Annotated in this window: 14 protein-coding genes; 7 read left to right on the top strand and 7 right to left on the bottom strand. The window is 70.7% G+C overall.

The genetic code is table 11. The features are described from left to right. The first annotated feature begins 155 nt into the window (after positions 1-155). Positions 156-845, top strand: a complete 690-nt coding sequence (locus tag ACGFNK_RS16205) for a response regulator transcription factor (RefSeq protein ID WP_344388392.1) — start codon at positions 156-158, stop codon at positions 843-845. Beyond that, positions 842-2,302 carry an ATP-binding protein gene (locus ACGFNK_RS16200; protein WP_393416219.1) on the top strand — a complete coding sequence of 487 codons (1,461 nt, stop codon included), beginning with the start codon at positions 842-844 and terminating at the stop codon, positions 2,300-2,302. The genes ACGFNK_RS16205 and ACGFNK_RS16200 overlap by 4 nt, the downstream gene beginning before the upstream one ends. 57 nt (positions 2,303-2,359) lie before the next feature. On the opposite strand, the gene ACGFNK_RS16195 is transcribed toward ACGFNK_RS16200, so the two are convergent. Both ACGFNK_RS16195 and ACGFNK_RS16190 read right to left on the bottom strand, forming a co-directional pair. Continuing rightward, positions 2,360-3,715, bottom strand: coding sequence for a metallophosphoesterase (locus tag ACGFNK_RS16195; protein ID WP_393416217.1), 1,356 nt, complete (start codon positions 3,713-3,715; stop codon positions 2,360-2,362). 13 nt (positions 3,716-3,728) lie between these two features. After that, on the bottom strand, positions 3,729-3,971 hold the full coding sequence (locus ACGFNK_RS16190; protein ID WP_033325322.1) for an SCO4848 family membrane protein: 243 nt from the start codon (positions 3,969-3,971) through the stop codon (positions 3,729-3,731). Between the two features lie 136 nt (positions 3,972-4,107). Between ACGFNK_RS16190 and ACGFNK_RS16185 the strand changes: the two genes are divergently transcribed. Then, entirely contained in the window at positions 4,108-5,427 is a 1,320-nt protein-coding gene (locus ACGFNK_RS16185) for a D-alanyl-D-alanine carboxypeptidase family protein (RefSeq protein WP_393416215.1), read from the top strand. Here the strand turns inward: ACGFNK_RS16185 and ACGFNK_RS16180 are convergent. The 3 genes from ACGFNK_RS16180 to ACGFNK_RS16170 all read right to left on the bottom strand — a co-directional run bounded on the left by ACGFNK_RS16180 (position 5,375) and on the right by ACGFNK_RS16170 (position 7,990). Then, complete coding sequence (locus ACGFNK_RS16180; RefSeq protein WP_393416213.1) at positions 5,375-6,379, bottom strand: YihY/virulence factor BrkB family protein; 1,005 nt, start codon at positions 6,377-6,379, stop codon at positions 5,375-5,377. The two genes, ACGFNK_RS16185 and ACGFNK_RS16180, sit on opposite strands and share 53 nt — an antisense overlap. Before the next feature lie 145 nt (positions 6,380-6,524). Next, positions 6,525-7,463, bottom strand: a complete 939-nt coding sequence (locus ACGFNK_RS16175) for a decaprenyl-phosphate phosphoribosyltransferase (protein WP_393416211.1) — start codon at positions 7,461-7,463, stop codon at positions 6,525-6,527. Next, positions 7,460-7,990 carry a phosphatase PAP2 family protein gene (locus tag ACGFNK_RS16170; RefSeq protein WP_393416209.1) on the bottom strand — a complete coding sequence of 177 codons (531 nt, stop codon included), beginning with the start codon at positions 7,988-7,990 and terminating at the stop codon, positions 7,460-7,462. Before ACGFNK_RS16170 ends, ACGFNK_RS16175 begins: the two co-directional genes overlap by 4 nt. 142 nt (positions 7,991-8,132) lie before the next feature. Here ACGFNK_RS16170 and ACGFNK_RS16165 point away from each other — a divergent pair, with 142 nt between their 5' ends. Then, complete coding sequence (locus tag ACGFNK_RS16165) at positions 8,133-9,512, top strand: FAD-binding protein (RefSeq protein WP_393416207.1); 1,380 nt, start codon at positions 8,133-8,135, stop codon at positions 9,510-9,512. A 52-nt stretch (positions 9,513-9,564) separates the two neighbouring features. Next, entirely contained in the window at positions 9,565-10,320 is a 756-nt protein-coding gene (locus ACGFNK_RS16160; protein WP_393416205.1) for a decaprenylphospho-beta-D-erythro-pentofuranosid-2-ulose 2-reductase, read from the top strand. A 33-nt stretch (positions 10,321-10,353) separates the two neighbouring features. On the opposite strand, the gene ACGFNK_RS16155 is transcribed toward ACGFNK_RS16160, so the two are convergent. Then, positions 10,354-10,938 carry a 2'-5' RNA ligase family protein gene (locus ACGFNK_RS16155; protein ID WP_393416203.1) on the bottom strand — a complete coding sequence of 195 codons (585 nt, stop codon included), beginning with the start codon at positions 10,936-10,938 and terminating at the stop codon, positions 10,354-10,356. A 194-nt stretch (positions 10,939-11,132) separates the two neighbouring features. After that, a complete protein-coding gene (gene trpS, locus ACGFNK_RS16150) occupies positions 11,133-12,143 on the bottom strand; it encodes a tryptophan--tRNA ligase (RefSeq protein WP_386351201.1) in 1,011 nt (336 codons plus the stop codon). A 145-nt stretch (positions 12,144-12,288) separates the two neighbouring features. On the opposite strand from trpS, the gene ACGFNK_RS16145 reads away from it, so the two are divergent. After that, entirely contained in the window at positions 12,289-12,891 is a 603-nt protein-coding gene (locus ACGFNK_RS16145) for an RNA polymerase sigma factor (protein ID WP_393416201.1), read from the top strand. After that, on the top strand, positions 12,884-13,741 hold the full coding sequence (locus tag ACGFNK_RS16140; protein ID WP_393416199.1) for a hypothetical protein: 858 nt from the start codon (positions 12,884-12,886) through the stop codon (positions 13,739-13,741). Before ACGFNK_RS16145 ends, ACGFNK_RS16140 begins: the two co-directional genes overlap by 8 nt. Positions 13,742-13,893: the final 152 nt, after the last annotated feature.

Genomic DNA, 13,893 nt, shown 5'->3' with positions numbered 1-13,893 from the left:
CCTGCGGCTCAGCATCGACGGCCGGCGCGGGCGTGGACACGGCAGGACCATGACTCTCAAGGAACTCCAAAGAGCGCGGCGGCCCCGATGTCAGTGCCCCGGTCGATACTGGGGACATGACCGCTCACATGGGGCACGAGGGGGAGGCGGGGGACATGGGCGTGCATGAGGGGGCCACCGTCCTGGTCGTCGAGGACGAGCCGAGCATCGCCGACGTCCTGGCCATCGCCCTGCGCTACCACCGCTTCGAGGTGATGACGGCGGGCACCGTCCGGGGCGCGCTCACCCTCGCCGAGCGCACGCGCCCCGACGCCGCGCTGCTCGACGTGATGCTGCCGGACGGCGACGGCAGGGCGCTGGGCCGCGAACTGCGCGAGCGCCAGCCGGACCTGGCGCTGGTGTTCCTGACCGCACGGGACGCCCCCGCGGAGATCGTCGGCGCGCTCGGCTTCGGCGACGACTACATCACCAAGCCGTTCAACATCGACGAGGTCGTCGCCCGGATCACCGCGGTCCTGCGCCGCACCCGCCCCGCCGACGTCCTCCCCCAACGCCCGCCCTTGCGCTACGGCGACCTGGAGCTGGACGAGACGACGTACTCCGTGCACCGCGCGGGCCGCTCGGTGGAGCTCACACCGACGGAGTACGCGCTGCTGCGCTTCCTGGTGCGCAACGAGGGGCGGATCGTGCCCAAGGAGCAACTCCTGCGCCACGTCTGGCAGTACGAGCACTCGGCCGAGTCGACCGTCGTGGAGACCTACATCAGCTATCTGCGGCGCAAGCTCGACGCCCTCGGCGCGCCCGTGATCACGACCCGCCGAGGCGTGGGTTACGGGCTCGCATGACCATCAGGGGCCTTTGCCGCAAAGGCAGCCATTCGCTGCGCGGCCGGCTGACGCTGGCGAACGTGGCGATGCTGGCGCTGGGCATCGTCGTGGCGACCGCGGTGAGCCTGATGGGTATGCGGACCTACCTGCTGGACAGCGTCGACACCCAACTGATGGCGTCCCGCGACTCGATCGGGAACTCCAAGCTCACCCTCGAGCAGGTCGACTCGCTGAGCGCCCTGGCCGCCATACGCGCCCGGGTCTCGCCCACTCCCTCCGACAAGGAGGCGGACGCCGACTCGTGGGTGCAGGACGGCATCTTCGTGGCGGTGGACGATCAGGGGCGTCCCGCGGCCATCGGCCCCTTCGCGCCCACCAAAACCCAGCGCGCGCTCGCCGCGGCGGTGGACGATCCGGCCGCCCTCACCGGCGACGAGGAACCGCACGACCTCAGACTGGACGGCACCCCCTACCGGGTCTCCGCCGCGCCCCTGGCCGACGGCACGACGGTGCTGATGGCCAGGTCGACCGGGTCCGTGCACGAGGTGATCCGCAAGGCGGCCGTGCTCGACTTCACCGTCGGCGCCCTGCTGCTCGCGCTGCTCGGCATACTGACGATGCTCAGCGTGCGGCGCCGGATGCGCCCCCTGGAGGACATGGTGGAGACCTCGTCGGCGATAGCCGAGGGGGATCTGACCCGCCGGGTGCCCTCCAGCCGGCATCCCACCGAGGAGGTCGAGCAGTTGCGGCTCGCCCTCAACTCGATGCTGCACCAGGTCGAGTCGGCGTACCGCACGCGCGAGCGCAGCGCGGCCCAGCTGCGCCGTTTCGTCGCGGACGCCTCGCACGAGCTGCGTACGCCGCTGTCGGCGATCCGCGGCTATCTCCAGCTGTACGACAAGGGGATGCTGCGCGATCCGATCCAGCGCAAGCGGGCCTGGGACCGGATGAACTGCGAGGCCGACCGCATGGGCCGCCTCGTCGACGAGCTGCTCACCCTGGCACGCCTCGACCAGCAGCCCGAACTGCGCTTCAGGAACGTCGACTTGAGCCGTCTTGTGCGCGACGCCGCCGAGGACCTACGGGCCCAGCAGCCCGACCGGCCGGTCAACGTGGACGCCGACGGTGCCCTGCTGGTCCAGGCCGACGAGTCGGGGCTGCGGCAGGTCCTCGGCAACCTCGTCGGCAACATACGCACGCACACGCCCGCCGACGTACCGGCCACTCTCGCTCTCAAGCGCCAGGACGGGGTCGTACGGCTGTGCGTCGCGGACGAAGGGCCGGGGCTCGCGGAGGAAGACGCGGCGCGGATCTTCGACCGGTTCTTCCGGGCGGGCGGCGGCGCGGGCAGCGGCCTGGGAATGGCGATCGTGCAGGGCGTGGTGACCGCGCACGGGGGCGAGGTCGCGGTCCGGACGGCTCCGGGCAGGGGGCTGGCGGTGACGGTGACACTGCCGGGCCGGACGGGCGGCTGAAGGCGGGAAGCCCGGATCCGGGACAGCCCAGCCTGCCGGAGCCCGAACCCGGAACAATCAGGCCTGCCTGGAGGCCAGTTCCACGACCGTGATGTCGGACGGTGCGCCCACCCGTGTGGGCGGCCCCCACGCGCCGGCGCCCCTGGAGACGTACAACTGCGTGTCGCCGTAGCGCTCCAGGCCCGCGACGGTCGGGTTGGCGAGGGCCGCGACGAAGTTGCCGGGCCAGAGCTGGCCGCCGTGCGAGTGGCCGGAGAGCTGAAGGTCCACGCCGTGGTCCACAGCGTCGTGGATCTGCACCGGCTGATGGGCGAGCAGCACGCACGCGCGTGCCCGGTCTCGGTCGCCGAGCGCCTTCTCGAAGTCGGGCCCCTGCCCCTCGTCCTCACCCGCCACGTCGTTGACACCGGCGAGATCGAAGTCGGGCAGCTCCGTGCGCACGTTCTCCATGGGGGTGATCCCCAGTTCGCGTACGTGCTCGACCCACTGCTCGACACCGGAGATGTACTCGTGATTGCCGGTGACGAAGTACGAGCCGTGCCGCGCCTTCAGCCGGGCGAGCGGCGCGGCTGCGGGCCCGAGGTCCTTCACGGAGCCGTCGACGAGATCGCCCACGACCGCGATCAGGTCGGGCTGGGTCGAGTTGATGGTGTCGACGACCGTCTGAGCGAACCCACGCCCGAGCACGGGGCTCAGGTGGATATCGCTGACCACAGCGATCCGGAACCCGTGCGCGCTCCGAGGCAGTTTGGCCAGCGGCACGGTCACCCGCTTCACCTTCGGCCCGCGCAGCACGCCGTACGTCCCGTATCCGACCGTCCCCAGCGCGGCGGCGGCAGCGGCACCACCGACCACACGGGAGACGAAGAGACGCCGGGAGGGCCCACTGGCGGCGGAACCGGACGTGGCCGCGGCCTCCGAACCGTCGTCAGAAGTGCCGTCGCCTTCGGCGCCCTCGCCCTCGGAAACGGGCTCCATCGCGCCGGCCCCGGCTTGCCCAGCCCCCGCCCCCACGACGGCATCGGGCGCGGCAACCGCCACCGGCTCGCGCTCGCCCACCGCCTCGGGTACTGCGGGTGCCTCAGGCGCTGAACGCCGCTCGACTACCCGCCGTACGAGGGGCCGTACGACCTCTCCGACGAGCAACGCGAGCAGAAGATAGAGCACGAGCGCCAGCCACAGGAACCCCGGCCATGCCAGCACCTGTTGGAGCCAGAACGGCGCCCCGCCCCGCTCGGCGGTCATCGCCGCGACGAAGAGCAGCGGCCCGGCGATGAACACCGCCGCGCCCACGCGCCGGGCGAGCCCAGGACCGGTCGTCGTGTCGCGCACCAGGCGACGCCACATGTACCAGTGGACCGCGCCGAAGAGGGCCAGAACCAGCAGGATGATGAGCACAAAGACGATGACCACGCGGAGGCTCCAGTTATGACGTGCGGTGAATGGCGCGAACTCCGCGCAACCCGATGAACCCGACGACCGTCCCAAGGACAAAGGAGACAACGGCGAGCGTCAAATGCACCCAGAAGTACCCGGTCGGATCGCCCGCGTCGTCGAAGGCGAGCCCACTCCCGTCCGCCCAAAGATTCTTGACGAAAGTGATCCAGATGACCCAGCTCCACACCCCGAAGGCGAGCAGGAACCAGGAGACGGGACGGCTGAGCTTCATACGTTCAGTATCGCTGCCGTCGAGTGGTGCCCGCGTCCGGGGTGAGGAGACCCACGGCGGAGTGGGCCACAGTGGAGACGGCGGCAGCGGGGAGGGCGGTGCGACTTCCCGTCCGGGGCCAGGTACGTTCTCGTCCGTGTCCGCCATGAAAAAGACCGCCAAGTCCTCCTTGCTGGTCACCTCCGCCACGCTGTTGACCTTGTCGCTCACCACGACCGTGATCGCCGCCGGGCCCGCTGTCGCGGACGGGACGCCGACACCGAGTCAGAAAGCGACCTCCAAGGCCAGCACATCGCCGAGCGCCACACCTCCGGCGGACATGTCGACCGTGGGCGGCCCCCAGCTCGGCAAGGCGGGCACCCAGGTGAACCTCGGCAGCGGCGCCCCGGTGCTCCCGAAGGACCTGAGCGCGCGCTCCTGGGTCGTCGCGGACGCCGAGTCCGGCGATGTGCTGGCCGCGCACAACGCGCACTGGCGGCTGGCCCCGGCGAGCACCCTGAAGATGCTGTTCGCGGACACGCTGCTGCCGAAGTTCAGCCAGAGGGAGGAGAAGCACAAGGTGGTGCCCTCCGATCTGGCGGGCATCGGTCCGGGCTCCAGCGTGGTCGGCATCAAGGAGAACGAGACGTACACGGTCAAGGATCTCTGGCTCGGCGTCTTCCTCGCCTCCGGCAACGACGCGGTACGCGTCCTGTCCGCGATGAACGGGGGCGTCGACCAGACGGTCCAGGACATGAACGCGCACGCCGAGGAGCTCCAGGCCCTCGATACGCACGTGGTCAGCCCGGACGGCTACGACGAGGTGGGGCAGGTGTCATCGGCGTACGACCTGACTCTCATCGCCCGCTCCGGCCTGCAGAAGAAGGACTTCCGGGAGTACGCCTCGACCGTGCGCGCCAAGTTCCCGGGCGAGACGAAGAAGAACAAGAAGGGCAAGACGACCCGCAAGTCCTTCGAGATCCAGAACACCAACCGATTGCTGACGGGCGCCAACGGCCTCGGCGTCTACAGGGGCATCGCGGGCGTGAAGAACGGCAACACGACGAACGCGGGCTCCACCTTCACCGGGGTCGCCGAACGCGACGGCAAGGTGCTGCTCGTCACGGTCATGAACCCGGAGAAGGACGAGAGCTACGAGGTCTACAAGGAGACCGCTCGCCTTCTGGACTGGGGTTTCCAGGCTGCGGACAAGGTCGAGCCGGTGGGTGAGCTGGTGCCGCCGAAGAGCGCGGACACGGGTACGGGTACGCAGCCGGACGCGGAGGCCTCCGGTGAGGCGGGCGGCTCCGGTGACGGCAGCCCGGTCGCCGCCTCGGCGCAGGGGACGGGGTCGAGCGGCGTCGGTGTCGCGCTGGGAATCACCGGGGGTGTGCTCGTGCTCCTCGCCGGCGGGGCGTTCCTCGTCAACCGCCGCTGGCCGCTGCCCGATCTGGTGCGCCGCCGGCCGCGCCGCTGACGTCCGTCTTGCCGACGTCGGGCTTGCCGGTGTGCGCGGCGTCTTCAGCGGCCTCGTCGGCATCCGCGCCGGCTTCCTCCGAGGTTTCCTCGGAATCCGGGGACTCGTCCTTCTCCGCCGCCGTCCAGGCGGCGCAGAAGAGCACCAGTTTCGCGGTGAAATTGATCCACAGCAGCAGTGCGACGGGCACCCCGAAGGCGCCGTACATGCTCTTCGAGGCGACGCCGCTGATATAGCCGCTGAGCAGCAGCTTCAGCAGCTCGAACCCGACGGCGCCGATCAGCGCGGCCGTGAACAGCCGGCGGCGGGGCGGCTCGACGCCGGGCAGCAGCGTCAGGACGTACAGCAGGAGCAGGAAGTCGGCCAGGACGGCGATGGCGAACGCGGCGGTCTGCAGCAGCGCGCCACCCCAGCCTGCCTCGTCGATGCCGAGCTGCCGGGCGGTCCAGCCGACCGTCGTCGCCGCGACGGCGGACGTGGCGATCGTGACGAGCACTGCGCCGCCAAGGCCGACGAGGACCCCGGCGTCCTGGGCCTTGCGCAGTACGGGGTTCTCGTCGGGCTCGGGCAGCTCCCACACCGCCCGCAGGCACTCGCGCATGGAACCGACCCAGCCGATGCCTATGAAGAGCAGCAGGGCGCCCGCGATGACGCCGACGGTGCCGGCGTTGTTCACCAGGCCGCCGATGTCCAACTGGTCGGAGATGCCCGGGATCTGCTCGGCGATCTTGTCCTCGAGCTCTCGCTGCCCCTTCTCGTCGAGGGTCGCGGCGGCCACCGCGGCGGCGACGGTGATCAGCGGGAAGAGCGAGACGAAGCTGATGAAGGTCATCGCGGCGGCGAGCCGCGTCCACTTCACACGGTCCAGGCGTTCGTACGAGCGCCACGCGTGCGTGGCCATCAGACGCGTGACGACCGGCCCAATGCCGGGGAGCTTTTTCAGCCAGTCCATGATCCGAACCTGCCCCCTTTGCCGCCGCCCAATGTCCGGGTACCCCAGAACCGCAGAAAGAGCGGCCCAGTGGCGAGGACCGTGACGGTCCCGTACGGCCGCGCGCCTCCTGGCCGCGCGTCCTCGTATGCCCGGTGCTCGCGGCTCACCAGTCGGCCACCTCCAGGGCGTACATCCCGAGCCACGCCCCGCCGATCAGGGCAAGCGGGCGGTCGCGCAGGACGACCTCCTCGGGCTCGCCCGCGGTGCCGCGGTCGGCGAAGACGGCGTACCGGAGGACGGCGAGGATGAAGGCGACCATCGACAGCTGCCGCCAGGGCAGCACGCCGGTGGGCGGCAGGCCGCCCTCCTCCAGGGCCCACAGGCAGTAGCCGAGGACGGCGACGCCGGCCGCGAGCTGCCAGACGAACCGGAGGTAGCCGGTGGTGTATTCGGTGAGCAACGCGCGCGTGGCGCCCGTTTTTCCGGCCATCTGGACGGCTTCGGAGTACCGCTTGGCGGCGACCATGAACAGCGCGCCGAAGCCCGTGGTGATCAGGAACCAGCGCGACAGCGGGATCCCGAGCGCGACCCCGCCGATCATCGCGCGCATCAGGAACCCGGTGGTCACCACGACGAGATCGACGACGAGGACGTGCTTGAGGCTGACGCAGTACGCCAGTTGCATGCCCAGGTAGGCCATCAGCAGCGCCGAGGTGGGCGGCGAGCACAGGACCGCGGCGGCGGCCGGGGCGATGACGGCGAGTGCGGCCCCGACGACGTACGCGACCGGAACGGGCACCTGTCCTGCAGCGATCGGGCGATGGCGCTTGACCGGGTGGGCTCGGTCGGCGTCCGCGTCCCGTGCATCGTTGATCAGGTACACGGCGATGGCGCAGGCGGTGAACAGCACGAAGCAGAGCGCGACCTGGGTGAGCGCGTGATGTGAGAAGAGCTCGCCCGCAGCGGCCGGTGCGGCGACTACAAGGATGTTCTTGACCCACTGTCTGGGACGGGCGGCCCAGAACAGGCCTCTCAGGAGGCCGATTTTCTGCGGGTCGGGCTGCGGCTGTGGCGTGCCCTCCAGGAGGGCCGATTCCGTCATGGCCGCGGCCTCCTGTTGTTCGCGAGACGGGGCGTCAGCATCCAGCGGGATCCGAGCCGGGCGGTGAGTGCGCCGAGGGCCGCGCCCGCCGCCACATCCGACGGGTAGTGCACGCCGGCGACCAGCCGCGAGACGCACATCGCGGCGGCCAGCGGCGGCACCGTACGCGCGCCCAGTGCTCCATAGGCGAAGGCCGCCGCCACTGCCGACGTGGCGTGGACGCTGGGGAAGGAGTGCTGGCCGACGGTACGGACCAGAGGCTCGACGTGCCGTGGGCGTGGGCGGCGCACAAGTCGCTTCACGCCCATGCCGACGAGGTGCGCGACCGCGGTCAGGGCCGTGCCGCGCAGCCAGGCACCGCGCCGGTCACGGTCCATGGCGGCACCCGCGAGCCCGGCCGCGAGCCACAGGCCTCCGTGCTCTCCCGCCCGGGAGAGGGTGCGGGCGGCGGCCGCGACGCGGGGGTCCGTACCGCAGCCGTGGAGGGCGGACAGGAGCCGACGGTCCATGTCGTCGAGGTTGTCCATGCCGATCCACTGTTCACGGCGACCACCCGGGAGCTCCGGCAATATTTGCCGACATCCCATTAATCACCCGTTTCGGCGAGAGAAGTGACACTTCGGTTGTTCTTTGGTAAGTGGCACATATAGGGGCGATACGGTCGCCGGTATGCCCGCCGACTCCACGTCCACCGCCGCTTCCGATGCCCCTCCCGTGCCCGTCACGGGCTGGGGCCGCACCTCCCCCACGGCCGCCCGCCTGATCCGCCCCCGTACGTACGAGGAAGCCGCGGCGGCCGTCCGGGCGTGCGGGGCCCGTGGGGGCATCGCGCGGGGGCTGGGACGGGCGTATGGGGACGCGGCACAGAACGCGGGCGGGGCCGTGCTCGACATGACGGGCCTTGACCGGGTCCACGCGATCGACGCGGACGGCGGGACAGTCCTGTGCGACGCCGGAGTCAGTCTGCACCGGCTGATGCAGGCCCTGCTGGCGCTGGGCTGGTTCGTGCCGGTGACTCCCGGGACCCGCCATGTGACGGTCGGTGGGGCGATCGGCGCCGACATCCACGGGAAGAACCACCATGTGTCCGGGTCGTTCACCCGCCATGTGCTCGCCCTGGAGCTCCTCACCGCCGACGGCGAGATCCGCACGGTGAGCCGTGGCACCCCTCTCTTCGACGCCACCGCGGGCGGCATGGGCCTGACGGGCGTCGTCCTTGCGGCGACGGTGCGCCTCCAGCCCGTGGAGACCTCGCTGATGTCGGTCGACACGGAACGCGCCAAGGACCTGGACGACTTGATGGCCCGCCTCACGGCCACCGACCACCGCTGCCGCTACTCGGTCGCCTGGATCGATCTGCTCGCACGCGGTACGTCACTGGGGCGCTCGGTACTGACACGCGGGGACCACGCTCCTGTCGACGCGCTGCCCACACGCGCGCGTAGAGACCCACTCGCGTACCGTCCTGTTCGCTTCCCCGCCGCCCCCTCCTTCGTCCCCGAGGGCTTGCTCGGCCGCACGACGGTCGGTCTCTTCAATGAGCTCTGGTACCGGAAGGCGCCCCGCGCTCGTGCCGGTGAGCTGCAGACGCTCTCCGCCTTCTTCCACCCCCTCGACGGTGTGCCGCACTGGAACCGCCTCTACGGGAGGGGCGGTTTCGTGCAGTACCAGTTCGTCGTCGGATACGGCCAGGAGGGCGCCCTGCGGCGGATCGTGAGCCGGATCTCGCGGCGCCGCTGCCCGTCGTTCCTGGCCGTGCTGAAGCGCTTCGGGGAAGGCGATCCGGGCTGGCTGTCCTTCCCGATGCCCGGCTGGACGCTCGCCCTGGACCTCCCCGCGAACCTGCCGGGTCTCGGCGCCTTCCTGGACGAGCTGGACGAGGAGGTCGCGGCGGCCGGCGGACGCGTCTACCTCGCGAAGGACGCCCGGTTGCGGCCCGAGCTGCTCGCCGCGATGTATCCACGGCTCGACGAATTCCGGGCGCTGCGGGCGGAGTTGGACCCGGCCGGGGTGTTCACGTCGGATCTGTCGCGGCGCCTCGGACTGTGAGCCGTGCAGGGAGTCCGGTTTTCCAACCCACTTCTACAGGAGCTCGATTTCCATGAAGGACGCCTTCGGATCCCCCCAGTCCCTGCTCATCCTCGGCGGCACATCCGAGATCGCGCTCGCCACGGCACGCCGTCTGACCGCCCGCCGCACCCGCACCGTGTGGCTCGCGGGCCGCCCCTCGTCCGCCCTGGAGACGGCCGCCTCAGGGCTGCGCGAACTCGGCGCCGACGTTCGCACCGTCGCCTTCGACGCGCTCGACTCCGGCTCCCACGAGTCCGCGCTCGCCCCGGTCTTCGCCGAGGGCGACATCGACATGGTGCTGCTCGCGTTCGGCGTGCTGGGCGACCAGGCGCGTGACGAGAACGAGCCCGGTGCGGCGGTGCGCGTCGCCCAGACCAACTACACCGGCGCGGTGTCGGCCGGCCTGATCTGCGCCAAAGCCCTCCAGGCCCAAGGGCACGGCTCCCTGGTGGTGCTCTCCTCGGTCGCCGGCGAACGCGCCCGCCGCGCCAACTTCATCTACGGCTCCAGCAAGGCGGGCCTCGACGCCTTCACCCAGGGCCTGGGCGACGCGTTGCACGGGACGGGCGTCCACGTCATGGTCGTACGCCCCGGATTCGTACGCTCCCGCATGACGGCCGGCCTCCCGGAGGCCCCCCTCGCGACGACCCCGGAGGCGGTGGCGACCGCGATCGAGGTGGGCCTGCGCCGCCGCTCCGAGACGGTGTGGGTGCCGGGGTCGCTGCGCCTGGTGATGTCGGCGCTACGGCATGCGCCGAGGGCGGTGGTCAGGCGCCTGCCGGTGTAGTCGCCGCCGGTGGGACCAGACGCGCGGTTGGCTTCAGCGCGTGGGCAGCGTGGTGTCGCTCTGGGTGGGCGCGCTCGCCTGCGGAGGCACCACCGCTCCCCCGAAGACGAAGTCGCGGAGCCTGCGCCACACCCCGTCGGCGCCCTGCTCGTAGAGCGAGAAGCCGGTGCAGGGCCACTCGGCCTCGTACTCGGACAGCTCCTCGTACGCCCGGTCCATCGCCTCGTCGTCGATGCTGTGCGCCACCGTCACATGGGGGTGGTACGGGAACTGCAGTTCGCGTGCCACGGGCCCGGACGCGTCCCGGACCTGCTTCTGGAGCCACGTACAGGCCTCGGCGCCCTCGACGACCTGGACGTAAACGACCGGCGACAGCGGGCGGAAGGTTCCTGTGCCGCTCAGCCTCATCGGGAAGGGGCGCCCGGCCGCCGCGACCTCGACGAGATGCGCCTCGATCGCGGGCAGCGCCGAGTCGTCGACCTCCGTCGGCGGCAGCAGCGTGACATGGGTCGGGATGCCGGAAGCGGCGGCGTCGCCGAAGCCCGCGCGCCGCTCCTGGAGCAGGCTGCCGTGTGGCTCCGGGACCGCGATCGACACGCCGATCGTTACGGTCCCCACGTCGTCTCCTGTCGTTGTGCTTGCTGTTGTGCTTGCTGTTGTGCTTGCCGTTGTGATGGTGCTTGCCATGGCGCTCCGTGTGCTCCGGACGCTTCTGGCGGGCAGGAATGGCCGCTGGTCCTGTGTGTCCCCTGTTTCCGTACGGCTTACGACTGTACGGCCGTCGGGCCCGATCCCGGGTGTCAGTGCCTCGGTCAGTGCTTGGCGGGCAGGAAGCCCACCTTCTCGTACGCCTGGGAGAGCGTCTCCGCGGCGACGGCACGCGCCTTCTCCGCACCCTTGGCCAGGATCGAGTCGAGCGTCTCCGGGTCGTCCAGATACTGCTGCGTACGCTCCCGGAACGGCGTCACGAAGTCGATCATGACCTCGGCCAGGTCCGTCTTGAGCGCACCGTAGCCCTTGCCCGCGTACTTCTGCTCCAGTTCCGCGATACCGGCTCCGGTGAGGGTGGAGTAGATGCTCAGCAGGTTGCTGATGCCCGGTTTGTTCTCGGCGTCGTAGCGGATCTCCGTGCCGGTGTCGGTGACCGCGCTCTTGACCTTCTTGGCGGTCGCCTTGGGCTCTTCGAGGAGATTGATGAGGCCCTTCGGAGTCGACGCCGACTTGCTCATCTTGATCGACGGGTCCTGGAGGTCGTAGATCTTCGCCGTCTCCTTGAGGATGTGCGGCGCCGGGACCGTGAACGTCTGCCCGAAGCGGCCGTTGAAGCGCTCGGCGAGATCGCGCGTGAGCTCGATGTGCTGCCGCTGGTCCTCGCCGACCGGCACCTCGTTGGCCTGGTACAGCAGGATGTCGGCGACCTGGAGGATCGGGTACGTGAACAGGCCCACGGAGGCCCGGTCTGCGCCCTGCCTGGAGGACTTGTCCTTGAACTGGGTCATACGGGACGCCTCACCGAACCCTGTGAGGCAATTCATGACCCACGCGAGCTGCGCGTGCTCGGGGACATGGCTCTGGACGAAGAGCGTGCACCGCTCCGGGTCGAGCCCGGCGGCCAGCAGCTGGGCGGCGGCGAGCCGGGTGTTGGAGCGCAGCTCGGCGGGGTCCTGCGGAAGGGTGATCGCATGCAGGTCGACGACCGTGTAGAACGCGTCGTGGGTCTCCTGCAGGGCCACCCACTGACGGACGGCGCCGAGGTAATTGCCGAGGTGGAACGAGCCTGCGGTGGGCTGGATTCCGGAAAGCACACGGAGAGGACGCTGCATGGCGGAGCCATTCCCCTGAGGGTGGTGGTGGGAGACGGGCGGGCGGTCAGAGGCCATGGGCTCATTCTCTCAGGTGTCTGGGGTCGCTCCGGAACTGGCCGGAAACAGGTGGGAACCGATCCGTCTCCAGCGGTGTAACAAGAGTGTGAGGACGCGGGAGGGGGGCCGCATCGTCGATGAGGCCGCGGTGATCGCACGCGTACGCGCCGGAGAGCCGGAGGCGTATGCGGAGCTGGTGCGTGCCCACACGGGCATCGCACTCAGAGCGGCCGCGGCACTGGGCGCGGGTGCGGACGCGGAGGACGTGGTGCAGCAGGCCTTCTTCAAGGCGTACTGCACCTTGGGGCGCTTTCGGGACGGCGCGGCATTCAGGCCGTGGCTGCTCTCGATCGTCGCCAATGAGACGAGGAACACAGTCCGGACGGCGGTGCGTCAGCGGACCCTGGCAGGCCGGGAGGCCGCGCTGGTGGAGGCGGAGCCGGTGATACCGGAGTCGGCGGACCCGGCGGTCGCGGCGCTGGAGGTCGAGCGCAGGGCGGCGCTGCTGGCCGCCCTGGACCGGCTGAGCGAGGAGCACCGGCTGGTCGTGACCTACCGCTATCTGCTGGAGATGGACGAGCCGGAGACGGCCCAGGCCCTGGGCTGGCCGCGCGGGACGGTCAAGTCCCGGCTCAATCGCGCCTTGCGCAAGCTGAAGCGGCTGCTGCCGGATTTTCAGCCCCGGGAAGGAGGTGATGAGCATGAGTGAGTCGTACGAGCGCGGGGGCGCGGAGTCCTCGGGCGGTCGTGCCCCCGGGGAGCCGGGGCGTGCGCGCGGGAGTTCGGATCGGCTGCCCGAGGAGCTGCGCGCGCTCGGACGGTCGCTGGATCCGCCGGGCGCGAGCCGGACCGAGTCGATGGTCGAGCGGGTTCTGGAGCAGATACTGGCCGAGCAGGTGCCGGTCCCGGTGGCCGAGCCGTCGGGACCGACGACGCGGATCCGGTCGGCTCGGCGGTGGGCGCGGCAGCGCTGGCGTTCGCTGACCGCCGCGCTGTGTGGACTGCTGACGGTGCTGGTGCTCACGCCTCCGGTGCGGGCGGCGGTCGTCGGCTGGTTCGACTTCGGCGGTGTCGATGTGCGGTACAAGCCGGGGACGCACGCTTCTCCTTCTCCGGTGCCGGGCTGCGAGCAGGGACTGACCGTGGCCGGGGCGGCGCGACGGGCGGGGTTCGAGCCGTTGCTGCCAAGGGAGTTGGGTCGCCCGTCGGCCGCGCAGGTGTCGGCCGACCGCCGGGTCCTGTCGCTGTGCTGGCATACCGGGGACGGCGAGGTGATACGGCTCGATCAGTTCCGGGCGACGCTCTCTCCGCTGTTCTGGAAGTCGACGACGGTGCCGTACAAACCGGCCACGGTGAACGGCGACTCGGGCCTGTGGTTCGCCGAGCCCCACCGCCTCGAGCTCGCCTTGGTCGACGAGCAGGGCCAGGAGTACGCCCGGACCGTCCGCACGGCGGGGCCGACGCTGCTGTGGCAGGACCCGGGGGAACAGCGGACGCTGCGGCTCGAGGGCGTGGAGTCGCGGGAGCGGGCGGTGGCTGTTGCGGAGTCCTTGGAGTAGGAGCCGTGGAGTAGGGACCATGGAGCCGGTCATGGGGCAGGCGCCGTGAAGTGGTCGGAAGTCGTGCGGGCCGAGTGGGAACCTCGGCGGGGCGGGCGGTGTACCAGAAGTGACGGGGTGCGGACGGGCCGCATCCGGGATCGACTGGGGGT

The sequence above is a fragment of the Streptomyces sp. NPDC048825 genome (assembly GCF_043198355.1).
Lineage (GTDB): Bacteria > Actinomycetota > Actinomycetes > Streptomycetales > Streptomycetaceae > Streptomyces > Streptomyces xiangluensis.
Note: the sequence above shows the minus strand (reverse complement) of the source record. Positions and strands in the feature narration are given on the sequence as shown.